General features: G+C 62.1%; 20 protein-coding genes and 4 tRNA genes. 20 read left to right on the top strand and 4 right to left on the bottom strand.

From position 1 onward, the window contains the following. Window positions 1-90 precede the first annotated feature (90 nt). The 5 genes from CLU94_RS12025 to kefC all read left to right on the top strand — a co-directional run bounded on the left by CLU94_RS12025 (window position 91) and on the right by kefC (window position 6,833). Window positions 91-1,917 (top strand): M14 family metallopeptidase, encoded by a 1,827-nt coding sequence (locus CLU94_RS12025; RefSeq protein ID WP_099665776.1) that lies wholly within the window; start codon window positions 91-93, stop codon window positions 1,915-1,917. 61 nt (window positions 1,918-1,978) lie between these two features. Then, window positions 1,979-3,121 carry an ankyrin repeat domain-containing protein gene (locus CLU94_RS12020; protein ID WP_099665775.1) on the top strand — a complete coding sequence of 381 codons (1,143 nt, stop codon included), beginning with the start codon at window positions 1,979-1,981 and terminating at the stop codon, window positions 3,119-3,121. Window positions 3,122-3,220: 99 nt separating this feature from the next. Further along, window positions 3,221-4,363 carry an MGDG synthase family glycosyltransferase gene (locus CLU94_RS12015; RefSeq protein WP_257218776.1) on the top strand — a complete coding sequence of 381 codons (1,143 nt, stop codon included), beginning with the start codon at window positions 3,221-3,223 and terminating at the stop codon, window positions 4,361-4,363. Window positions 4,364-4,373: 10 nt separating this feature from the next. Beyond that, window positions 4,374-4,946, top strand: a complete 573-nt coding sequence (locus tag CLU94_RS12010) for a dual specificity protein phosphatase family protein (RefSeq protein ID WP_099665773.1) — start codon at window positions 4,374-4,376, stop codon at window positions 4,944-4,946. A 63-nt stretch (window positions 4,947-5,009) separates the two neighbouring features. After that, window positions 5,010-6,833: a glutathione-regulated potassium-efflux system protein KefC gene (kefC, locus tag CLU94_RS12005; protein WP_099665772.1), complete on the top strand. Its 1,824-nt coding sequence runs from the start codon at window positions 5,010-5,012 to the stop codon at window positions 6,831-6,833. Window positions 6,834-6,852: 19 nt separating this feature from the next. Here kefC and pepF read toward each other — a convergent pair whose 3' ends face one another. The 4 genes from pepF to CLU94_RS11985 all read right to left on the bottom strand — a co-directional run bounded on the left by pepF (window position 6,853) and on the right by CLU94_RS11985 (window position 11,124). Then, on the bottom strand, window positions 6,853-8,736 hold the full coding sequence (pepF, locus tag CLU94_RS12000; protein ID WP_099665771.1) for an oligoendopeptidase F: 1,884 nt from the start codon (window positions 8,734-8,736) through the stop codon (window positions 6,853-6,855). 179 nt (window positions 8,737-8,915) lie between these two features. Then, a complete protein-coding gene (gene ttcA, locus CLU94_RS11995) occupies window positions 8,916-9,851 on the bottom strand; it encodes a tRNA 2-thiocytidine(32) synthetase TtcA (protein ID WP_257219065.1) in 936 nt (311 codons plus the stop codon). A 32-nt stretch (window positions 9,852-9,883) separates the two neighbouring features. Next, window positions 9,884-10,282: a dihydroneopterin aldolase gene (locus CLU94_RS11990; protein WP_046682033.1), complete on the bottom strand. Its 399-nt coding sequence runs from the start codon at window positions 10,280-10,282 to the stop codon at window positions 9,884-9,886. A gap of 53 nt (window positions 10,283-10,335) precedes the next feature. Then, window positions 10,336-11,124 carry an SDR family oxidoreductase gene (locus CLU94_RS11985; protein ID WP_099665770.1) on the bottom strand — a complete coding sequence of 263 codons (789 nt, stop codon included), beginning with the start codon at window positions 11,122-11,124 and terminating at the stop codon, window positions 10,336-10,338. A 74-nt stretch (window positions 11,125-11,198) separates the two neighbouring features. On the opposite strand from CLU94_RS11985, the gene CLU94_RS11980 reads away from it, so the two are divergent. The 15 genes from CLU94_RS11980 to rplL all read left to right on the top strand — a co-directional run bounded on the left by CLU94_RS11980 (window position 11,199) and on the right by rplL (window position 22,598). After that, window positions 11,199-12,350, top strand: a complete 1,152-nt coding sequence (locus CLU94_RS11980; RefSeq protein ID WP_099665769.1) for a class I SAM-dependent methyltransferase — start codon at window positions 11,199-11,201, stop codon at window positions 12,348-12,350. 149 nt (window positions 12,351-12,499) lie between these two features. Further along, window positions 12,500-13,591: a J domain-containing protein gene (locus tag CLU94_RS11975; protein ID WP_099665768.1), complete on the top strand. Its 1,092-nt coding sequence runs from the start codon at window positions 12,500-12,502 to the stop codon at window positions 13,589-13,591. A gap of 63 nt (window positions 13,592-13,654) precedes the next feature. Next, window positions 13,655-15,250, top strand: a complete 1,596-nt coding sequence (locus CLU94_RS11970; protein WP_099665767.1) for a DUF3369 domain-containing protein — start codon at window positions 13,655-13,657, stop codon at window positions 15,248-15,250. Window positions 15,251-15,383: 133 nt separating this feature from the next. Continuing rightward, a complete protein-coding gene (locus tag CLU94_RS11965) occupies window positions 15,384-17,030 on the top strand; it encodes a tetratricopeptide repeat-containing response regulator (protein ID WP_099665766.1) in 1,647 nt (548 codons plus the stop codon). 222 nt (window positions 17,031-17,252) lie between these two features. After that, window positions 17,253-17,337: transfer RNA gene (locus CLU94_RS11960), tRNA-Tyr, on the top strand. Window positions 17,338-17,399: 62 nt separating this feature from the next. Then, window positions 17,400-17,473 (top strand) — tRNA-Gly (locus tag CLU94_RS11955). A gap of 43 nt (window positions 17,474-17,516) precedes the next feature. Then, window positions 17,517-17,591 (top strand) — tRNA-Thr (locus CLU94_RS11950). A gap of 88 nt (window positions 17,592-17,679) precedes the next feature. Continuing rightward, window positions 17,680-18,870, top strand: a complete 1,191-nt coding sequence (gene tuf, locus CLU94_RS11945; protein WP_077398776.1) for an elongation factor Tu — start codon at window positions 17,680-17,682, stop codon at window positions 18,868-18,870. 66 nt (window positions 18,871-18,936) lie between these two features. Beyond that, a tRNA-Trp gene (locus tag CLU94_RS11940) sits at window positions 18,937-19,012 on the top strand. 32 nt (window positions 19,013-19,044) lie between these two features. Next, window positions 19,045-19,428 carry a preprotein translocase subunit SecE gene (gene secE / locus CLU94_RS11935; protein WP_010394308.1) on the top strand — a complete coding sequence of 128 codons (384 nt, stop codon included), beginning with the start codon at window positions 19,045-19,047 and terminating at the stop codon, window positions 19,426-19,428. Next, window positions 19,428-20,054, top strand: coding sequence for a transcription termination/antitermination protein NusG (gene nusG / locus CLU94_RS11930; RefSeq protein WP_077398778.1), 627 nt, complete (start codon window positions 19,428-19,430; stop codon window positions 20,052-20,054). The genes secE and nusG overlap by 1 nt, the downstream gene beginning before the upstream one ends. Before the next feature lie 115 nt (window positions 20,055-20,169). After that, window positions 20,170-20,604: a 50S ribosomal protein L11 gene (rplK, locus tag CLU94_RS11925; protein ID WP_034753131.1), complete on the top strand. Its 435-nt coding sequence runs from the start codon at window positions 20,170-20,172 to the stop codon at window positions 20,602-20,604. Beyond that, window positions 20,604-21,299: a 50S ribosomal protein L1 gene (gene rplA / locus CLU94_RS11920; protein WP_034753134.1), complete on the top strand. Its 696-nt coding sequence runs from the start codon at window positions 20,604-20,606 to the stop codon at window positions 21,297-21,299. Before rplK ends, rplA begins: the two co-directional genes overlap by 1 nt. A gap of 320 nt (window positions 21,300-21,619) precedes the next feature. Further along, window positions 21,620-22,159, top strand: a complete 540-nt coding sequence (gene rplJ / locus CLU94_RS11915) for a 50S ribosomal protein L10 (protein WP_034753621.1) — start codon at window positions 21,620-21,622, stop codon at window positions 22,157-22,159. 67 nt (window positions 22,160-22,226) lie between these two features. Continuing rightward, window positions 22,227-22,598, top strand: coding sequence for a 50S ribosomal protein L7/L12 (gene rplL, locus CLU94_RS11910; RefSeq protein WP_070223390.1), 372 nt, complete (start codon window positions 22,227-22,229; stop codon window positions 22,596-22,598). Window positions 22,599-22,714 lie beyond the last annotated feature (116 nt).

Raw genomic sequence — 22,714 nt, 5'->3', positions numbered from 1 at the left:
GCTGTTCCGGCTTTTTTATTTTCCGGCGCGTTTTTATCCGACCGCCACTCTATAATTGCCCGCTTGTCCTCTCTCGATGGAGTTTGACCCATGCTACGCCACGCCCTGCTGTCCACCGCCCTGTTGACCGTGTTTGCCGCCAGCGCACACGCCGCTCCCGCTCCCGCCCTGGCGACGGTGGCCGAGCGCTCGGGCTTTTTGCATACGGGCCGCTATGCGGAAGTGGAAGCTTTGTGCCGCCAGTTCCAGGCGCGCTATCCGCAGCAGGTGCGCTGCGTGGAGTTCGGCCGCACGCCGGAAAACCGCCCCATGCTGGCGCTGGCCGTGACGAATACGGGTGCGCTGACGCCGGCCGAAGCGGCGCGCCGCAAGCTGCCCGTGCTGCTGGTGCAGGGCGGCATCCATGCGGGCGAAATCGATGGCAAGGATGCGGGCTTCCTGGCCTTGCGCGAAGTCCTGGAAGGCAAGGCTGCTCCCGGCGCGCTCGACAAGCAGGTGCTGCTGTTCGTCCCCGTCTTCAATGTCGATGGCCATGAGCGCTTCGGTCAGTGGAACCGTCCGAACCAGCGCGGTCCCGTGGAAATGGGCTGGCGCAGCACGGCGCAAAACTACAATCTGAACCGCGAATACATGAAGGCCGATACGCCCGAGATGCAGCACATGCTGGCGCTGGTGAACGCCTGGGACCCGCTGGCCTACGTCGACCTGCACGTCACCGACGGCGCCCAGTTCGAACCCGATATCTCGATCCAGGTCGAACCCGTGCATGCGGGCGATGCGGCCCTGCGCGTGGCGGGAACGGCGCTGCGCGATGGCGTGCTGGCCGACCTGGCCAGCCAGGGTTCGGATCCGAAACCGTTTTATATTTCGTTTGCCGAGAACGACAATCCGCAATCGGGTTTTGTCGATTCGGCGCCGAATCCCCGCTTCTCGCATGGCTATTTCCAGCTGCGCAACCGCTTCGGCATGCTGGTGGAAACCCATTCGTGGAAGGATTATCCGACCCGCGTGCGCATCACCCGCAACACCATCGTTTCGCTGCTGTCGCAAGTGGCGCAGCATGGCGCGCAGTGGCGGCAAACGGCGCTCGAGGCGGATGCACGCGCCGCGCAGCTGGCAGGCAGCACCCTGCCGCTCACCTACAAGACGACGGAGAAGAGCCGCATGATCGCGTTTCGCGGCTACGCCTACACGCGTACGCCGTCCGAAGTGTCGGGCGCGCTGATGACGCGCTACGATGAAACCACGCCGCAGATCTGGAACGTGCCGCTGCGCGACGAAATCGTGCCTGACTTGCAGCAGGCCGCGCCGCATGCCGGCTATCTGGTGCCCGCCGCGCAGGCGCAGATGGTGGCGGCCAAGCTGCGCCAGCATGGCGTGTCGTACCAGGTGCTGGCTGGCGCGCCGGGCAATCTGCCGGTCGAGACCTTTCGCGCCACGATGGTGAAATTCGGTGCGCAGTCGTTCGAGGGACGCCAGACGGCGGCCGTGCAGGGCGAGTGGCAGAAAGAGGCGCGCGTGGTCGGTGCGGGCGCACTGTACGTGCCCGTCAACCAGGCCAAGGCGCGCCTGGTCGTGGCCCTGCTCGAACCGCGCGCGCCCGATTCCCTGCTGGCCTGGGGCAGTTTCAATACGGCCTTCGAGCGCAAGGAGTACATGGAAGAATACGTGGCCGAAGACGTGGCGCGCGCGCAGCTGGCGGCCGACCCGGCGCTGGCAGCGCAGTTCCAGCAGAAGCTGGCCAGCGATCCCGCATTTGCCAAGAGCCCGGCCGCGCGCCTGGAATTCTTCGCCCGCCGCCACGCTTCCTGGGATGAACGCCTGAACCTGTATCCGGTGCTGCGCACGGATGTCGCGCCGGCCGGCTTGGCATTGCCGCCGACGCGCACACCGAAGTTATCAAATCGCGCAGATTAATCGAAAGAAAATGCTATTCTCCGCTCGATGATGGCGCCGCCACCACGAGCAGAGAACATGCATGGTCAACAAGACACTCTACAACCAGCACCGCGAGACGTTTTTTCGCCTCTGCGACGCCGTCGGCGAAAATCAGGTGGAACAGGTGCGCAGCCTGCTCGAGGCCACGCCGCTGCTGTTGACCTTTCGCCACTACAACATGGATGACGGCGAATCGCTGCTGCATCTGGCCGCGGCCGGCGGTAGCCGCGACGTCTGCGTCCTGCTCGTGTCGCTGGGCCTGGACATCGACCTGCCCTTGCCCGGCTACCGCAACCATACGCCGCTGGACGCGGCGGCAAGCCATGGCCATCTGGATACCTGCCGCTGGCTGCTCGAGCAGGGCGCTGCCGTCGACGGCTTGCCGGACAAGATACTCTCGCCGCTGGCCAGCGCCTGCGTGGGCGGCCACCAGGACGTGGTGGCATTGCTGTTGCAGTCGGGCGCCAATCCGAACCGCCTGCATACGCGCTGGAACCAGGCGCCGGTCGATATCGCCAGCGGCTGGGGTTTTCCCGCGATCGCCCAATTGCTCGCTGCCGCCGGCGGCGTCAGCATACTCGACGTGCCGCAGCAGGCGGCCGCCTCGCCGCAGGAATCGATCCGCACCTTCATGCACAACAGCGCCGGCTGGGTATTGCCGGCCGTGTTAAGCCCGGACAGCGGCGATGCGCGCTTTTCGCTGGGGATCAGCTGCATCGGCGGCAAGAGCGATTTCAAGCTGTTGTTTACGGCCGGCCTGTTCCAGCAATCCCCGATGACCGAACTGGCCATCTGCCTGCCTGGCCGCTGGCCGCTGACCGTGCACGGCTTTGCGGAGCACAGCCCCTGGCGCTTTCCGGTGGCGCTGCTGGCACGCCTGGGGCGGCGCACGCTCGACCGGGCCAGCCTTGCGGCGGGCGAGCTGTTGCGGCGCGACGATCCGCACCTGGCGGACCTGGCCTGGCCGGACGGCGTCGACGCGCTGCTGGCCATCGACAAGCGCTGGAATCCGGAGCCGGAGGAGGACATTGCCGACGATGACAAGGTCACCATTTATCTGCTGGTGCCGGTGAAATTCACGAAAAAAGGCGCGCCTGACGCCAGCGCCTTGCCGGCCTTGATGGAACGCAAGCTCAAAGGCAGCTGGAAAGTGTCTGCCTTGCCTGTCCCCGTCATTGGCTAGCGCGCGCGTGGCCAGATCAAACCGGCCAGATTGCAGCGATGTTATCCTGCCAATGCATCTTCCGCGTCCGCGCGCAACCTGTTCACGCATCGGTTTTTCATGACACAAAAAATTCTTCTCCTGAGCGTCTCGGCCGGCGCCGGCCACATGCGCGCGGCGCAAGCCATCGAGGCGTATGCGGCGCGCGATGGCGGCGGCCCAGCGGCGCTGGCCCTGCATCTCGACGTGATGGATTTCGTCACGCCCGCCTTCCGCAAGCTGTACACGGATTTGTATATCAAGCTGGTCAACAAGGCGCCCGCGCTGTGGGGCTATCTGTATCACGCCACCCACGATGCGCCGCGCGACGGCTCGATGCAGCGCCTGCGCCGCGCCGTCGAGCGCCTCAACACGCGCGCGCTGATGGCGCGGATCGCCGCTTTCCAGCCCGACGCCATCATTTGCACGCATTTCCTGCCGGCCGAATTGCTGTCGCGCGCATTGCGCCAGCAGCAGCTGGCTTGCCCCGTGTGGGTTCAGGTCACGGATTTCGACTTGCACCGCATGTGGGTGCACGAGCAGATGCAGGGCTATTTCGCCGCCACCGACGAAGTGGCGTTCCGCATGCGCCACGAAGGCATTCCCGCCGGGCGCATCCACGTGACGGGCATTCCCATCATGCCCGCGTTCGCGCAGGCGCCCGACCGCGTGTCGTGCGCGCAGGCGTTTGGCCTCGACCCGCGGCGCACGACGATCCTGCTGATGGGCGGCGGGGCGGGACTGGGCAGCCTTGAAACGGTCGCCGCGCGCCTGCTGGCGCTGCCGGGCGACTTCCAGCTGATCGCGCTGGCGGGGAAAAACGCCGCCGCGCTGGCAGCGCTGCAGGCATTGGCCGGCCAGTATCCGGGCCGCCTGCTGGCGCAAGGCTTTACCAGCGAAGTCGAGCGCCTGATGGCGTGCGCCGACCTGGTGATCACCAAGCCGGGCGGGCTGACCACCTCGGAATGCCTGGCGCTGGGCTTGCCCATGATCGTCAACTCGCCGATTCCCGGCCAGGAAGAGCGCAATGCCGACTATCTGCTGGAGCAGGGCGTGGCCCTGAAGGCATTCGATGCCGTCACCCTGGAATACCGGGTGCGCCTGTTGCTCGAGCATCCCGAGCAGTTGCAATCGATGCGCGCAAAGGCGCTGGCCCTGGGCCGCCCGCGCGCCGCCCAGGACGTGCTGGCGCAGGTGCTGCGCGCCGGCGCCGTTCTTCAATAACCAGGAAACCATGATGCTGCACGTCGTACTGTTGACCCTTGCCCTGGGGCTGGCCGCCGCGCCGGCCGGGGCGCAACCATCGCCGCCACGCCATCCGGACTGGGCCACGCCGCTGCCGCAGGTGTCGAACCTGCACCAGGTCACGCCCGTCCTGTACCGCAGCGCCAGGCTGGATAGCGCCGACGTGGCCCAGCTGCAGGCGCTGGGCGTGAAGACGGTGATCAGCCTGCGCTCCTTCCACTCCGATACGCAGGTGCTGGAAGGCAGCGGCATCCGCGCCGTCCGCATTCCCATCAATACCTGGGCCATCCGCGACCGCCATGTGATCGACACCATGCGTGCCATCCGCGCCGCCGGACAGCAGGGTCCCGTGCTGCTGCATTGCCTGCACGGCGCCGACCGCACGGGCATGATGGCCGCCATGTACCGCATGCTGTACCAGGGCTGGCCGCGCGAAAAGGCGATCGACGAGCTGAAAAACGGCGGCTACGGCTACCACGCCGTGTGGAAGAATATCGAAAGCTACCTCCAGCGCGTGAATGTCGACGAACTGCGCGCACGCATCGATGCGCCGCAACCCTGATACCCCGCTGGCGCGCCACTTCAGGCATGATTGCGATTCCAGTCACGTTTTTCCGGAATCCGCATGGAACACCACAGCTTTCTCATCAACATACTGTTTTACCTGGTCGCCGCCATCATCATGGTGCCGCTGGCCAAGCGCCTGGGCATGGGCGCCGTGCTGGGTTACCTGGTGGCCGGCGTCGTCATCGGACCCTGGGGCCTGGGCCTGATCAAGAATGTCGAGGTGATCCTCAGCTTTTCCGAATTCGGCGTGGTGCTGCTGCTGTTTTTAATTGGCCTGGAGCTGGAGCCGAAGCGCTTGTGGCTGCTGCGCCGCCCGATTTTCGGCTGGGGCGGGGCGCAGGTGGGCGTCGTCAGCGCGGGCTTGTGCGCTGTGGCCATGGCCTTTGGCGTGGACTGGCGCACGGCGCTGGTCGGCGCGCTGGGCCTGTCGCTGTCGTCGACGGCCATCGTGCTGGCCACCCTGGGCGAACGCAAGCTGATGAGCACCCCGGCCGGTTCTGCCGGCTTTTCCATTTTGCTGTTCCAGGATATCGCCGCCATTCCCATGATCGCGCTGGTGCCGCTCTTGGGCGGGCTGGTCACGCACAGCGGCGAACCGGGCTGGCTGCGCGTGGCCAAGCTGGCCGCCGTGCTGGCGGCGCTGGTGATCGGCGGGCGTTTTCTGGTGAACCCCATCCTGCGCTTCATCGCCAGGACGGACTTGCGTGAAATCTTCACGGCCTTCGCCCTGCTGCTGGTGATCGCCATCTGCGTGCTGATGGAATCGGTGGGCCTGTCGATGGCGCTGGGCACCTTCATGGCGGGCGTGCTGCTGGCCGACTCCGAATATCGCCATGAACTCATTTCTGACCTGGAACCGTTCAAGGGACTGCTCCTGGGCCTATTCTTCATTGCCGTGGGCATGTCCGTCGATTTCGGCGTGCTGCGCGCGCAGCCCTTGCTGATCCTGGCCCTGGTGGCGGGCCTGCTGGCGGTGAAGATCGCCTTGCTGTATGTGCTGTCGAAGTTTGTCGACATTCCCCGCGGCCAGCAGCTGTTCTTTGCGCTGCTGCTGTCGCAGGGCGGCGAATTTGCCTTCGTCGTGTTTGCCGCCGCCGAGGCCGCGCACGTGTTTGCGCCGGAGACGGCCGCGCTGCTGGTCGTGGTGGTGACCCTGTCGATGGTGGCCACGCCCTTGCTGCTGCTGTTGCACGACAAATTCGTCGCGCCGCGCCTGCAAGGCGAGAAGAAGCGCCGCCCCGACGACCATATCGAGGCGCAGGACAATCCCATCGTCATCGCCGGTTTCGGCCGCTTCGGCCAGATCATCGGCCGCCTGCTGGCAGCCAACAAGATCGGCGTGACGGTGCTCGATCACGACCCGGACCAGATCGACCTGCTGCGCAAGTTCGGCTTCAAGGTGTTTTATGGCGACGCCACGCGCGTGGACCTGCTGGTGGCGGCCGGCATCGAGAAGGCCAGGGCGCTGGTGATCGCCATCGACAATGTGGACGACAGCCTGGCGCTGGTCGACGCCGTGCGCCTGCGCCTGCCGGAACTGACGATTCTGGCGCGCGCGCGCAACGTCACGCATTACTATGAATTGATGAAGCGGGGCGTGACGCTGATCGAGCGCGAAACGTTCGCCGCGGCGCTGCTGCTGGGCGAGCAGACCCTGCAGCAGGTGGGCTTCAGCGCGGAGCGGGCGCAGCGCGCGGCCGGCATCTTTGGCCGGCATAACCTGAAAACCCTGCTGGAAGTGGCGCCGCACTTCCAGGACCAGCAAAAAGTCATGTCCCTCACGCGCCAGGCGCGCGAGGAACTGGAAGACATGTTCGAGAGCGATGCGGCGGCGTTTGCGGCAGCGGGGGCGGACAAGCCGGAATCAGACCAGCCGGCCTGATTCCGGTCCGCGCGGGCGCTTATTTCCCCCGGCGGCTTTCAATCGCCTCGATCTGGTCCATGATGCCGTTCATGCGCGCCGCCAGCGCCTGGTACGGTTTCGGCGAGGCCAGGTCGACGCCGGCCGCCTTCACCAGCTCATACGGATACGCGGAACCGCCGGAGCTGAGCATCTTCAGGTAGGCGGCCAGCGCGCCCGGCTCCTTGTCGAGGATGCGCTGCGCGAAATCCTGCGCCGCGGCGATCGAGGTGGCGTACTGGAACACATAGAAGCCGTGATAAAAATGCGGCACGTAGGCCCATTCCAGCGCGTAGGCGGGATCGATGGTCATGACGCCTTGCGCCTCGCCATGGTAGCGCTTGAGGATGCCGGCATAGATGGCCGTGATCTCTTCGCCCGTCAGAGCTTCTCCTTTATCCACCTTGCCGTGGATGGCCGCTTCGAATTCGGCGAACATGGCCTGGCGGAAGTAGGTGCCGCGCAGGTTTTCCAGCGCCGCGCCCAGGTACAGCAGGCGCTCGTCATCGTCCTTGGCCTGCTTCAGGCGCGCGTCGAGCAGCAGCGCCTCGTTCGTCGTCGAGGCGATTTCCGCGACAAAGATGCTGTACGGCGCATAGACCGATGGCTGCGCCTTGTTGGCCAGCACCGAGTGCATGGCGTGGCCCCATTCGTGCGTCAGGGTGCTGACGGCTTCGTAATTGTCCGTGTAGTTGAGCAGCACGAACGGGTGCACGTCGTACGCGTCGCCATTCATGTAGGCGCCCGCTACCTTGCGCGGGCGCGGGTACACGTCCATCCAGCGCGCGTCCACGGCGGCGGTGAGGGCCTTGACGTAGTCGTGGCCCAGCGGCGCGACGGAGTCGAGCATCATCTGCTTGCCGTCGGCCAGCGGGAAGGTGCGGTCGCTTTTCAGCAGTGGCGCATAGATGTCGTAATACGCGAGGTCCTTGACGCCCAGCATGCGCGCGCGCAGCTTGAAGTAGCGGTGCAAGGTGGGCAGATTGGCGTTGGTTTGCGCGATCAGGGTCTGGTAGACGGCGGGCGGCAGATGGTCGGCGTCGAGCGCCGCGCTTTGCGAGTCGGCATAGCGGCGCACTTTCGCATATGCGGCGTCCGTCTTCAGCTGGCCGTACAGGGTTTCGCCGAACGTGCGTTCATATTCCTTCCACTTGCCGAAGAAGGCGTCGAACACCAGCTTGCGGTCGGCGCGCTGGTCATCGCCCCGGTATTTCGTGTACGCCGCCTGGTCGAGACGTACTTCCTTGCCGTCCGACAGTTTCACGGTGGGCCATGGGATTTCCGCATTGGCCAGGGTGCGGTAGACGCTGGCGGCCGAGCTTGTTGCGAGGCCGAACTGGGCCACCAGCTGTTCGCCAGCCGCGTCGAGCGTGTGCGGCGCGCTGCGCAGCATGTTGCTCAATTGAAAACGGTATAGTTGCAAACCCTTGTCCTTCGCCAGCATGGCGTCGATGCGCCTGGCGCCCAGGGCGAGGATTTCCGGCTGCAGGAAGGTCGTCGCCTGGGAGAAGTCGTTACCCAGCAGGGCGGCGCGCTGGTTCAGCTGGTTGCCCTTGCTGTCGCCCGTATCCTGGTCGTAATACTGCGCCGCATAGGTGGTGAGCGTGTTGACGCGCTTGCGCGCCTCGGCATACAGGTCCAGGCAGCTTTTCAGGCGGGCCGGCGACGCTTTCAACTGCCCCTTGCAGGCGCCCAGTTGCTGCAGCTGGGCCGACAGTTTTTTCGCGTCGGCATCGAACGCGGCGTCGTCTTGATACAGCGCCGTCAGGTCCCAGCGGTCGGCCTGGCGGTCGACGGGCGCAGCAGCAGGCGCGGCGAAGGCAGAGGAGAGGCCGAGAGCGAGCAGGGAAAACAGCAGGGGGCGCTTGAGCGCGGATGGCGTCATGGTTCATTCCAGTGAAGTTGTCGGAAGAATGCGTGCTGACCGCCGTGCAGGGATGCGCGCGTGACGCACCGCGTACCGGCAGAGCTGACTACGGTACCTCAAATGGACGCGGGGGGAAAGAGGCGGAGGGAAGATACCGCGCGCCACCTGGACGGTGGCGGCGGAACAACAGGAGGTTTTTACAGCGGTTGCAGCGCGATGGTGCCGAACGTGGTCGGCGTCGAGCATGGCTCTTCATCGAAGGCGATGTCGCCCATGGGGTTGGCCACGCCGTCCGCCTTCAAATCCTTGAAGCCGAACAGTTTCGGGTCCATCAGGTGGGACGGCGCCACGTTCGACAGGGCCGAGAAGATGCTTTCCACGCGGCCCGGGAATTTCTTGTCCCATTCGCGCATCAAGCCCTTGATCTGCTTGCGCTGCAGGTTTTCCTGCGAACCGCACAGGTCGCATGGAATGATGGGGAAGCCCTTGACTTCCGCATAGCGCTGCGTGTCTTCTTCCTTCACGTAAGCCATCGGGCGGATGACGATGTGCTTGCCGTCGTCCGACTGCAGCTTGGCCGGCATGCCTTTCAGTTTGCCGCCGAAGAACATATTCAGGAAGAAAGTTTCCAGAATGTCATCGCGGTGGTGACCCAGGGCGATCTTGTTGGCGCCCAGCTCGTCGGCCACGCGGTACAGGATGCCGCGGCGCAGGCGCGAGCACAGCGAGCAAGTCGTCTTGCCTTCCGGGATCAGACGCTTGACGATGCTGTAGGTATCCTGGTTTTCGATGTGGAAGGCGATGCCCAGTTCCGTCAGGTAGGCGGGCAGGATTTCCGGCGGGAAGTTCGGCTGCTTCTGGTCCAGGTTGACGGCGACGATATCGAAGTGAATCGGCGCGCGTTCGCGCAAGGTCATCAAGATGTCCAGCAGCGCATAGCTATCCTTGCCGCCGGACAGGCAGACCATCACCTTGTCGCCGTCTTCGATCATGTTGAAGTCGCCGATGGCTTGTCCCACCAGGCGGCACAAGCGCTTGTGCAGCTTGTTGTTTTCCAGGGCGATCTTTTCCGCCTTCTTGCGCGCCAGTTTCTGCGCTTCCACATTGGCCGGCACTTCCACGGCGGCCGTCATCGTTTCCAGTACGGCGGTGTCATTCATGTTGTTCATGCTTCATCCTTGATCTTGAATACTTCCACGCCCACGCCTTCGCAGTCGGGATACACATCCGGTTTCATGCTCGATACGCGCGCGGCGCGCACGCGCGGGTGGGCCAGCATGGCGGCCAGCACGTCGTCGACCAGGCTTTCCTGCAGCTGCACGTGGCCTTGCGCCATGCGTTTGGCGATGGTTTCGCGCATGAAGTCGTAGTCGACCACTTCTTCCAGCTGGTCATCCTTCGGCGTCGACAGGGCCAGGGGAATGTACAGGTCGACGTTGATGAGGACGCGCTGCTCGCCCTTTTTCTCGAAGTCGTAGACGCCGATGTTGATGAGGACTTCGTAATTGCGCAGGAACAGGCGGCGGCAATCGGCCAGGCGAGGATGGGACAGGGCGGACGACATAGTTTTACCTTTTAGGGAATGCTGGAGTGCTGGTTGTTTGGTAGGGCTGCTGATTATTTGGTCAAAAACATGACGTCGCGCGGCAAGCCGATCAAATGCTGGCCGCCATCGACCAGCAGGGTCGTGCCCGTCAGCGCGCGCGCGCCGGCCACGTAGCAGACGCTGTCGGCCACATCCTCGGGCGTGCTGGAGCGTCCCAGCGGCGTGTTTTCATGCGCCTTGGCAAAGTTCGCTTCCGTCTGCTCGCCGGAGACCATGGTGATGCCGGGGGCAATGCCCACCACGCGCACTTTCGGCGCCAGCGCCTGGGCCAGCATGGTGGTCGCCGACAGCAGCGCCGCCTTGGACAGGGTGTACGACAAAAAATCAGGATTGAGATTGTACAGTTTTTGGTCTAGCAAGTTGATGACCACGGCTTGCCCGCCTGCCGGGGTGGCCTGGTACAGGGCGTGCGCCAGCAGGATGGGGGCGGCCAGGTTGGCGTGCATGTGGGCGTCGAGCGCGGCGACGGAAAAATCGCCCGCATTGTCGTATGCAAACAACGATGCGTTGTTGACGACGCACGTCACGGGGCCCAGCGCCGCCTGTGCCTGCGGCAACAGCTGGCGTACGGCCTCTTCCTGCGCCAGGTCGCAGGGGAACGCTTGCGCGCGGCGGCCCAGCGCGGTGATTTCCGCGACCAGGCTGAGCGCCTCGTCGCGCGAATCGCGGTAATGCACGGCGATATCCCAGCCGTCGCGCGCCAGGCCCAGCGCGATGGCGCGGCCGATGCGGCGCGCCGCGCCCGTGACGAGGGCGACGCGGGGAGTGCTGTCGAATGGCGTTGTCGTTGCTTCTGTCATGTCTTTGCTATGGTTGAGATATTCGGTGGACGCCACACTGGCGGCATGCGCCGCCGATTCGCTACAATGCGGGAATGTCTCTTCCCGCACCCGATAGCGACGCGCTGGCCGCGTCCCATGCCTTGCAGCACCAAATTGCCGCCGAAATCGCGCGCAATGACGGCGCCATTCCCTTTGTCCGCTTCATGGAGCTGGCGCTGTACGCGCCTGACCTCGGCTATTACAGCGGCGGCGCCGCCAAGCTGGGCAAAGATGGCGATTTTACAACCGCGCCGGAGATTTCGCCCCTGTTCGGCGCCACCCTGGCCCATGTGGCAGCCGCTATTATGGCGCAAACGGCTCCGCGCATCCTCGAATTCGGCGCCGGCACGGGCAAGCTGGCCTGCGACATCCTGACGGAAGCGGCGAATGCCGGCATCCATGTCGAACAGTATGCGATCGTCGAATTGTCCGGCGAATTGCGCGCGCGCCAGGAGCTGGCGCTGGCAGCCTTCCCGCAAGTGGTGTGGCTCGACGGCTTTCCCGACAGTTTCGAGGGTGCCGTGTTCGGCAATGAAGTGCTGGACGCCATGCCCGTCAACCTGATCAGCAAGACGCCCGCCGGCTGGTGCGAACTCGACGTCAGCATCGCCGACGGCCAGTTCGTGTTTGTCGAACGGCCCGCTGGCGCCGACGTGGCTGCGCAGATCGCCGCCCAGGTGCCCGAGGCGGATGCCTTGCCGGTCGGCTATGTCACGGAAATTCATGGCGTCGCCTGTGGTTTCATGCGCTCGCTGGCGCGCATGCTGACCAATGGCAAGGGAGGCGCGGCCGTGCTGTTCGACTATGGTTTTCCTGCGCATGAGTATTACCTCGACTTGCGCGCCACGGGCACCCTGATGTGCCATTACCGCCATCACGCCCACGCGGAACCGTTTTATCTGCCCGGCTTGCAGGACATCACGGCCCATGTGGATTTTACGGCGATGGCGGTGGCGGCGCAGGAGGCGGGCCTCGATGTGCTCGCCTACATGAACCAGGCGTCCTTCCTGCTGGGCGCGGGCCTCGGCGACTTGCTGCTGCGCACCGATCCGGAGCAGGTCAAGACCTATTTGCCGCAGGCGAGCGCCGTGCAAAAACTGGTGTCGCCCGCCGAGATGGGGGAATTGTTCAAGGTGCTGGTGGTGGGGCACCGCGTGGAGTTGCCGGAAGCGCTGTTGTCCAGCGACCGCAGTCACCGCTTGTAAGCGCCTGCAATATCAAGGCAGGGCAGTATCGCCCTGCAATTTCCTGTCCGCCGGTGGTTATTATCTTGTCATATCGTATATGATGACCGACACAGCACGGTTCCATCCTGCAAGAACCCGTCGCCGCGCACCGATTTCAAGATAGAACGATGGGAAAGATACATACACACTATGACAACCTGAAGGTGGCGCGCCTGGCGCCGCAGGAAGTCATACGTGCCGCGTACAAAGCCCTCAGCCAGAAATACCACCCGGACAAGAATCCCGGCGACGAAAAGGCCGCCCGCATCATGGCGATCCTCAACAGCGCCTATGGCACCTTGTCCGATCCACAACGCCGCAAGGAACACGACGAGTGGATCGCCGCCGAGGAGTGGGAAATCGAATGGCTGGAAAGCACCCACCAGGAAGAAGGCAAGAGCCGCGATGCCCGCGCGAAAGGCCATGCCCAGCCGCATGAACACGCCTGGGCGCAGGATGTGCCGCCGCCGAAGGGCAAGCCGCGGCGCGGCCTGCAACCCGTCTGGCGCAACTGGCGCTGGTGGCTGAGTTTGTTTATCTGCCTGTTGCTGGGCTGGCTGGCCGCCTTGCTGATGCTCGACACGTCGCAGCCCGTGCCTGCCGCGCTGGCGTCGGCCTGGAGCGGCCTGGCCCGCGACGGCGCCAAGCCCCATGCGGAAGCGGCCACGCCGGCGGCCGGTGCCGTGTCGTCGTCGAAAGGCGAGGCGGTGGCAGTCGACAGCTGGGCCGTGGGCAAGCCGTATGCGCCCGAGCCGCCGCAAGCGAAGACGCCGGAGATCCGCGTGCTGGCCGTGTCCCAGCTGAGCCTGAAAGGCATCCAGCCCGCCTGCGATGGGGCAGGCAAGGCCGAGTCCCCATCGCTGGTGGCGCCGAATGGCGAACCCTGGCCGACCCATTCCGGCTATGTCGATGGATTCCCGATCGGTAACAAGGGCGATGAGCTGGCCGTGAGCATCGACAACAGCGGCAATGCGGCGCCCGTGTTCGTCAAGCTGTTTGACACGGAGCGGCGCTCGAACGTGCGCTACCTGTACATCCTCGCGTACGACAAGCTGCTGGTGGAGCAGCTCAGCGCGGGCAAGTATGAAGTGCGCTACCAGGCCGTCGGGCCTGGCCAGGATAGTTGTGGCGGCGCCACGCGCAGCGGTGCCTCGGCGCCGGCGTCGTCGCCGTCCGCCAGCGAAGGCGGTACGCAGAATCCTGTTGTAAGCAGCATCTAATCTGATTATGCTTGATATGCGTCAACGCAGCGTCCACATCGAACTTATCCATTAGGAGTATTCATGACCGACCTCAAGGCCGATGCAGATGATAACTGGCTGCTCGACGAAGATGAGCCGGTGGCCAGTCCTGCCGGACTGGCCGCGCCCGACCAGCGCCTGTGGCGTGTCCTGATCGTCGATGATGACGTCGACGTGCATGCAGTCACGCGGCTGGCGCTGCGCAATGTCAGTTTCAAGGGCCGCGAACTGGAACTGTTTTCCGCCTACAGCGGCCGCGAGGCGTACGACATCCTGCGCGACACGCCCGATATCGCGCTGGTGCTGCTCGACGTGGTGATGGAAACGGATGACGCCGGCCTGATCCTCGCCAAGCGCATCCGCGCCGACCTGAACAATTCCATCGTGCGCGTCGTGCTGCGCACGGGCCAGCCGGGCCAGGCGCCCGAGCAGCGCGTCATCATCGAATACGACATCAATGATTACAAGGCCAAGACGGAACTGACGACGCAAAAGTTGTTTACCACCGTCATCTCGGCCCTGCGGGCCTACGAGAGCCTGATGATGCTCGAACGCAGCCGCATCGGTCTGGGCAAGATCCTCGCCGGCGCCACCAATCTGTATCAGATCCATTCCCTGCGCGAATTCGCTTCCGGCGTGCTGAACCAGGTCAGCGCCATCCTCGACGTGGGCGCCGACGGCGTGCTGTGCCTGATGCAGGGCGGCGCCGGACGGCCCGAGGTGGTGGCCGCCACGGGCACGTATGCCGTGCTGGCCGAGTCCGAAGCGATGCCGGCCGACCATGCCCTCACGTCCACCATCGACAAGGCGTTCGCGGAAAAGCGCAGCCAGTTCGAGCATCCGGCCAATGTGCTGTTCATCCACACGGAAGGCAACCGCGAGCTGGCCATCTCCGTCACGCCGCCGTGGCCGCTGGCGCAGATCCAGCGCGATCTGCTGGAAGTGTTTTGCCAGCGTATCGCCGCCGCCTTCGACAACCTGTACATGTTCGGCCAGCTGCGCAAGGCGCAGGAAGCGACTGTGGTGGCGCTGGCCGACCTGGCCGAGTTCCGCGACAGCGACACGGGCGGCCACGTGCGGCGGGTGCAGTTGTTGTCCGACGCCATCGCCCGGCGCATGCAGCAGCGCGGCGTGTATGCCGACGAGCTGACCCCGCAGCTGCTCGACATGATCGGCCTGGCCAGCATCCTGCACGACGTGGGCAAGGTGGCCACGCCGGACGCCGTGCTGCTCAAGCCCGGCAAGCATACGGATGAGGAGCGGGCGCAGATGCAGCTGCACGCCAGCGTCGGGCGCACCATCCTCGAGCGGGCCGCCAACATGGTCGACGGCGTCAGCTACCTCACGTATGGCGCGCAGATCGCCGGCGGCCACCACGAACACTTCGATGGCGCCGGTTATCCGAATGGCTTGAAAGGGCGCAACATTCCCGTGGCCGCGCGCATCGTTGCCGTGGTCGACGTCTTCGACGCCTTGCTGCACGAGCGGCCCTACAAGGAGCCGTGGCCGTATCCGCAGGTGCGCGAATACATCGAACAGCGCAGCGGCAGCCAGTTCGATCCGGAAGTGGTGACGGCGCTGCTGGAACTGATCGACCATGAGCCGCAACTGTGGCATCCGGAGCGCGCCGTCGCTTGAGCAGCAACGTCGTCGGCATTTTTCGGCACGCCGCCATTCCCTTGCGCGCGGCGCCGTCATATACTCGGCAGCCTCATGCTGGCTGGCGCCACGCACCAGTGTGGCGCGCCGCGGAGTTTTCGGACATCACGACATGAAAGAACTCAAGGGCCTTAGCGCACTGATCATCGAGCCGCATCCGGGCATGCGCGCCAGCCTGCACAATATGCTCAACCTGTGCGGCCTGGCGAAGATCGATGACGCGGCCAGCTCGGGCCAGGCGATTCGCATGCTGGGCAGCAAATCGTATGATTTGATCCTGTGCGAATACGATCTCGATGGCGGGCAGGATGGCCAGCAGATGCTGGAAGACTTGCGCCACCACAAATTGATGCACGCATCGACCATGTTCTTCATGGTCACGGGCGAAGGCAGCTTCGCCAAGGTGGTCAGCGCCGTCGAGCTGTTGCCTACCGATTACATCCTCAAGCCGTTCACCGCTGACAATATGCTCGAGCGCATCGGCCGCGCGCTGGACAAGCGCAATGCCTTCGTGCCCGTGTACGAGCTGATCGACGTGGGCAACGAGCGCGCGGCGATTGCCGCCTGCGCTGAGGGCGCCAGCCTGTATCCCCGCTACGCCACCGATTTCCTGCGCTTGCGCGCGGAGTTGCACCTGCTGCTGGGCGAAGCGGCCGACGCCGAGCCGATCTACGCGGGCCTGTACGCAGCCAAGTCCATCGGCTGGGCGCGCCTGGGGCAGGCCAAGACGCAGTTCCTGCTGGGCGAGTATGAAGCGGCGCAAGGCACCCTGGAGGGATTGCTGGAAAACAACAAGCGTTTTCTCGACGCATATGACTGGCTGGCGCGCACGCATCTGGCGCAAGGCAAGCCGGAACTGGCGCAGGCCGCCCTGAGCGAAGCGGTGGCCCTGTCGCCGCACGCCGTGCGCCGCTTGCGCCGCCTGGGCGAGGCGGCCCTGGCGGCCGACGATATCGAGATGGCGGAAAAATCCCTGAAGTTGGTCGTCAGCAAGGCCAAGTATTCGGAATTCCGCGATCCGGAAGACCATGTGCGCCTGGTGCAGACCCTGGTGCGCAAGGGCGACCCGCTGCAGGTGGGCGCCGTGATCCGCGACCTCGACAAGTCGATGGGCGGGCAAAAGAATGCGGAGCTGTGCAGTGCGCTGTGCAGCGCCATGCTGCATGCGCATACGGGCAACGAGGAGCGCCTGCAGCAATCGCTCGACGCGGCGCTGGCCGCCAACCGCCACAGCGTGGGCGGCTCGAACATGCTGAAAACCGAACTGGCGCGCCACTGCCTGGCGCATGGGCGCGAAGACGGCGCCGCCGAGGTGATGCGCGAAGTCATGCGCAATGCGCCCGACAGTGCGGCCATGACGCGCGCCATGGCCGTGTTCGAGCATGCTGGGCGCGACGAGCTGGCCAAGGCGCTGGCGCGCCAAAGCCGCCAGGAAGTGGCCGACATGGTGGCGGCCGGCGCCGCCAGGGCGGGAGAGGGCGATTTCCGCGGCGCCGTCGATCTGATGGGCGAAGCCGTCACGCGCCTGCCCGATAATCCGCAAGTGGTGTTCAATGCGGCCGTGGCCGTGCTGAAATGCCTGGAGCACGAAGGCTGGGATGAACGCATGGGGCAGCAGGCGCTGACGTTTATCGCCGGCGTGCGCCGCCTGGACCCGCGCAACCCCAAATTGCCCGTGCTGTCGGGCCTGCATCAGCAGTTGTTGCGTAAATATAAGCCTCTCGGCAACTCCTGGATGCATCCGCCTGACGCCCGGTAAAAGGGGAAAATGACGGGAAAATGCGGCTTCCCGGCAGGGGGGATAAAAAAAATCCAAAAAAAGCAGACTTTTTCGCGCCAACCCTTGCACATTCTCAAATCGGGAGCTTATAATCACGCCCCGAAGCAGCCAACTTCTTCTTTATAAGCAAATGCAGCAGTCAGGCATCAGTAAATAAGGTTGACAGTTGTGAGTAGATGCTTCATACTCTGCGGTTCCCGCGGAGGGGTGGCCGAGTGGTTAAAGGCGACAGACTGTAAATCTGTTCTCTATGAGTACGCTGGTTCGAATCCAGCCCCCTCCACCAAGTTTTTGCAAGGAAAACTGGGTAGTAGCAAAAGTAAGTGAAGATAAAGTGAACGATACCTCGCGGGTGTAGCTCAATGGTAGAGCAGAAGCCTTCCAAGCTTACGACGAGGGTTCGATTCCCTTCACCCGCTCCAGTTTCCGTTCAGATGCTTGATGCATCGCATGCAACAAATTACAGCCCTTGTAGCTCAGTGGTAGAGCACTCCCTTGGTAAGGGAGAGGCCACGTGTTCGATCCACGTCAAGGGCACCAGAATTCGCAGCAGGCAGCACAGAAGCAATTCAAACCAGACCGTCGGGCGTGTGCCTGAGCAATCTAATCAAATCATTAGGAGTTCAAAATGGCAAAAGGTAAATTCGAACGGACCAAGCCGCACGTCAACGTCGGCACCATCGGCCACGTCGACCACGGTAAAACCACGCTGACCGCTGCAATCGCAACGGTTCTGTCGAAGAAATTCGGCGGCGAAGCTAAAGCATACGACCAGATCGATGCAGCTCCAGAAGAAAAAGCGCGCGGTATCACGATTAACACCGCCCACGTCGAGTACGAAACGGAAACGCGTCACTACGCGCACGTTGACTGCCCAGGTCACGCCGATTACATCAAAAACATGATTACCGGTGCTGCCCAGATGGATGGCGCGATCCTGGTGTGCTCCGCAGCTGACGGCCCAATGCCACAGACCCGCGAACACATCCTGCTGGCCCGCCAAGTTGGCGTTCCATACATCATCGTGTTCCTGAACAAGTGCGACCTGGTCGACGACGCAGAGCTGCTGGAACTGGTTGAAATGGAAGTGCGCGAGCTGTTGTCGAAGTACGAATTCCCAGGCGACGACCTGCCAATCATCAAAGGTTCGGCACGTATGGCGCTGGAAGGCAAAGAAGGCGAAATGGGCGTTGACGCAGTGCTGCGTCTGGCCGATGCGCTGGATGCTTACATCCCAACGCCAGAGCGCGCTGTTGACGGTGCATTCCTGATGCCAGTAGAAGACGTGTTCTCGATCTCGGGTCGCGGTACCGTTGTGACCGGTCGTATCGAGCGCGGCATTGTTAAAGTCGGCGAAGAGATCGAAATCGTTGGTATCACCGATACCGTCAAAACGACTTGCACCGGCGTGGAAATGTTCCGCAAACTGCTGGACCAAGGTCAAGCAGGCGACAACGTTGGTCTGTTGCTGCGCGGCACCAAGCGTGAAGACGTGCAACGTGGTCAAGTTCTGGCAAAACCAGGTTCGATCAAGCCGCATGCTCACTTCACCGGCGAGATCTATGTTCTGTCGAAAGACGAAGGCGGCCGTCATACGCCATTCTTCAACAACTATCGTCCACAGTTCTACTTCCGTACGACGGACGTAACCGGTTCGATCGAGTTGCCAGCAGACAAAGAAATGGTCATGCCAGGCGATAACGTGTCGATCACCGTCAAGCTGATCAACCCGATCGCGATGGAAGAAGGTCTGCGCTTCGCTATCCGCGAAGGCGGCCGTACCGTCGGCGCCGGCGTGGTTGCAAAAATCATCGCATAAGGAAATGTTATGCTTCCACCCGGGGCGTCCTGGGTGGTAGAATAGCACTCCTCGAAAGTTTTACGTAGGGACGTAGCTCAATTGGCAGAGCGTCGGTCTCCAAAACCGAAGGTTGGGGGTTCGATGCCCTCCGTCCCTGCCACCGTCAAGGTGCAGGGCACCGAAAGTAGAAAAATGTCAAATCAATCCGTGCAAACCGTTAGCACGTCGAGTGACAAGATAAAAGTCGCGCTGGCAATAGTGGCTGCGATTGCAGGAGTAGTCGGGTTTTATTACCTGGCAGGCCAACCAGCTCTGGTGCGTGCAAGCGCGCTTGTGGCTGGTTTGGTTATTGCTGTTGCGCTCTTGTATGTCTCGACGACCGGCCGTGAATTTCTCAATTTCGCCAAAGAAGCTGTGCGCGAAACCAAGAAAGTCGTTTGGCCTACCCGCAAAGAAGCCACGCAGATTACTGCGATCGTGTTTGCCTTTGTGCTGGTCATGGCGATTTTCCTGTGGGGCACGGATAAATTGCTCGAGTTTTTGTTGTATGACGTAATTCTGGGTTGGAAAAAATAATGAGCGAAAATGTGCATGATGAAGCGGCGAACGAGTCCGTTCCGGGCGACGCTCCGGTAGCGGACACTGGTGCAGCGCTGAGCGTGCCAGTGAGCAGCAAGCGCTGGTATGTCGTGCATGCTTATTCCGGCATGGAAAAAAGCGTCATGCGCGCACTGACCGAGCGCATCGAGCGCGCGGGCATGCAAGACCAGTTCGGCCAGATCCTGGTGCCGATCGAAGAAGTGGTCGAAGTCAAGAATGGTGTCAAGTCCGTCACCGAACGTCGTTTCTATCCTGGCTATGTGCTGGTTGAAATGGAAATGACGGACGAAAGTTGGCACTTGGTCAAGAACACCAGCAAGGTTACCGGTTTCATTGGTGGCAAGTCGAACAAGCCGACGCCGATCTCCGCGCGCGAAATCGACGGCATCATGAAGCAGATGCAAGAGGGTGTTGAAAAGCCCCGTCCGAAAACCTTGTACGAAGTGGGCGAGCAAGTGCGCATCAAGGATGGTCCGTTTACCGACTTCAACGGCAATGTCGAAGAAGTCAACTACGAGAAATCCAAAGTGCGCGTCTCGGTCACCATTTTCGGTCGCGCTACTCCGGTAGAGCTCGAATTCGGCCAGGTCGAAAAAGTCTAAGTATTATCAAGCGCCACCAGGAGCGTCGCGGCAGTCTCAGCGAAATCCGGTCAGAGGAGCCCCGCCAGGGTAGGATCGGCGGGGCGCTACTACTCAATCCAAGATAGGAGCCATCATGGCAAAGAAAATCATTGGTTTTATCAAGCTGCAAGTGCCAGCTGGTAAAGCAAACCCATCCCCACCAATCGGTCCAGCTCTGGGTCAACGTGGTCTGAACATCATGGAATTCTGCAAGGCCTTCAATGCACAGACCCAAGGTCTGGAGCCAGGCATGCCGATTCCAGTCGTGATCACCGCATTTGCGGACAAGTCCTTCACGTTCGTGATGAAGACGCCTCCAGCAACCTACCTGATCAAAAAAGCTGCTGCGATCACCAAAGGTTCGCCGAAGCCACATACCGACAAAGTCGGTACGCTGACCCGCGCACAAGCTGAAGAAATCGCTAAATTGAAAACCCCTGATCTGACCGCTGCCGACATGGATGCTGCTGTACGCACCATCGCTGGTTCCGCTCGTTCGATTGGTATCACGGTGGAAGGTGTTGTATAATGGCTAAGTTATCCAAACGTATCAAGGCTTTGAAAGCCAAAGTCGACCGTACCAAAGTGTACGCTTTCGACAACGCTGTCGCTCTGATCAAAGAGTGCGCAACGGCCAAGTTCAATGAATCGATCGACGTATCGGTACAACTGGGTGTTGATCCTAAGAAATCCGACCAAGTGGTGCGCGGCTCCGTCGTGCTGCCAGCTGGTACCGGCAAAACCGTACGCGTGGCAGTATTCGCGTCGGGCGAAAAAGCTGAAGCTGCTAAAGCAGCTGGCGCCGACATCGTTGGTATGGAAGACCTGGCTGAGCAGATCAAAGCCGGCGACATGCCTTTCGATATCGTTATCGCTTCGCCAGATACCATGCGTATCGTTGGTACCCTGGGTCAGATCCTGGGCCCACGCGGCATGATGCCTAACCCGAAAGTTGGCACTGTTACTCCTGACGTCGCTACCGCCGTGAAAAACGCGAAAGCCGGTCAAGTTCAGTACCGTACCGACAAATCCGGTATCATCCACGCTACCATCGGCCGTAAATCGTTCGCTGACGCAGATCTGAAGTCGAATCTGGTCGCACTGATCGACGCACTGAACAAAGCCAAGCCAGCATCGAGCAAAGGCGTGTACCTGCGCAAAGTTTCGCTGTCGTCGACCATGGGCGCTGGCGTCCGTGTTGACCAGGCTAGCCTGGCAGCTTAAGTAACAGAATCAAGTCCTGTAGCGCCTTCGGGCGCTGCGGGCGCATCTTTGGGCTGTCTGCCCGGTGTTCGCACCGGGCAGGCAGACAATCAAAGACCGTTGGGCCGACTGCGATCGCACATGCAGAAGGTTAATAGGCTTGCCGGCAACGGCGAGTGCCCAACGCAGATGGTGTACCCGAACAAGTTTTGTAGTCCTCATGCTGCGTGAATCCATCCGCTCAGTTTAGTACTTCTTGACTTCGGACGCCGTGTTCGAACCGATGCAAGGCGCTCAACCACTCGGTTGTGATTGCCGAACATCATTTAAGGAGGTTGACCGTGAGTCTCAATCTGAATGACAAAAAGGCCGTCGTCGCCGAAGTTTCCGCACAAGTAGCAAATGCGCAAACGATCGTCGTGGCCGAATATCGTGGCATCCAGGTTGGTCACTTGACGCAACTGCGTGCTAAAGCGCGTGCCCAAGGCGTGTACCTGCGTGTGTTGAAAAACACTCTGGCTCGTCGCTCCGTTGAAGGTACCGCATTCGCCAGCCTGGCAGATGCCATGACCGGCCCGTTGATCTACTCGATCTCGGCCGATGCCGTTGCAGCAGCTAAAGTCATCGCTGACTTCGCTAAAACCAACGACAAACTGGTCATCAAAGCAGGTAACTACGCAGGCAAGCCGCTGGATACAGCTGCTGTCACCGCGTTGGCGAGCATTCCTAGCCGTGAAGTCCTCATTTCGCAGTTGTTGGGCGTTATGCTGGCTCCGGTTTCGGGCTTTGCACGTGGTCTGGCTGCCCTGGCAGCGAAAAAAGGCGAAGGCGCCGAAGCTCCTGCAGAAGCAGCAGCAGAAGAAGCCCCAGCAGCCGCTTAATTGCGCGCGCTTTTTTCTCTCAGTACCAATCTGATGTAACTAACGTAATAAATTTAGGAGTTTCAAAATGGCAATTAGCAAAGACGATATCCTGGAAGCAGTTAGCGCCATGTCCGTAATGGACCTGAACGACCTGGTTAAAGCATTCGAAGAAAAATTCGGCGTGTCCGCAGCAGCGATGGCTTCGGCCGGTCCTGCAGCAGGCCCAGCAGCAGCTGCTGAAGAGCAAACCGAGTTCAACGTTGTTCTGGACACCTTCGGCGCAAACAAAGTTGGCGTCATTAAAGCAGTTCGCGAAATCACCGGCCTGGGCTTGAAAGAAGCTAAAGACCTGGTCGATGGCGCACCAAAAACTGTGAAAGAAGCAGTGTCGAAAGCTGATGCTGAAGCAGCAGTTAAGAAACTGGTAGAAGCCGGCGCAACCGCTTCGATGAAGTAATATCTGTACCGGCGTCAGTTAGCGCCCGAGTCAAAGTCTGAGGTTTCCCCTCGCAAGGGGGGGGATCCGACTTTGGCTCCTTTGTCGTCTGTATCGTATTTGTAGCAGCAGTTTTG

It is taken from the genome of Janthinobacterium sp. 13 (genome assembly GCF_002749695.1).
GTDB lineage: Bacteria > Pseudomonadota > Gammaproteobacteria > Burkholderiales > Burkholderiaceae_D > Janthinobacterium > Janthinobacterium kumbetense.
Note: the sequence above shows the minus strand (reverse complement) of the source record. Positions and strands in the feature narration are given on the sequence as shown.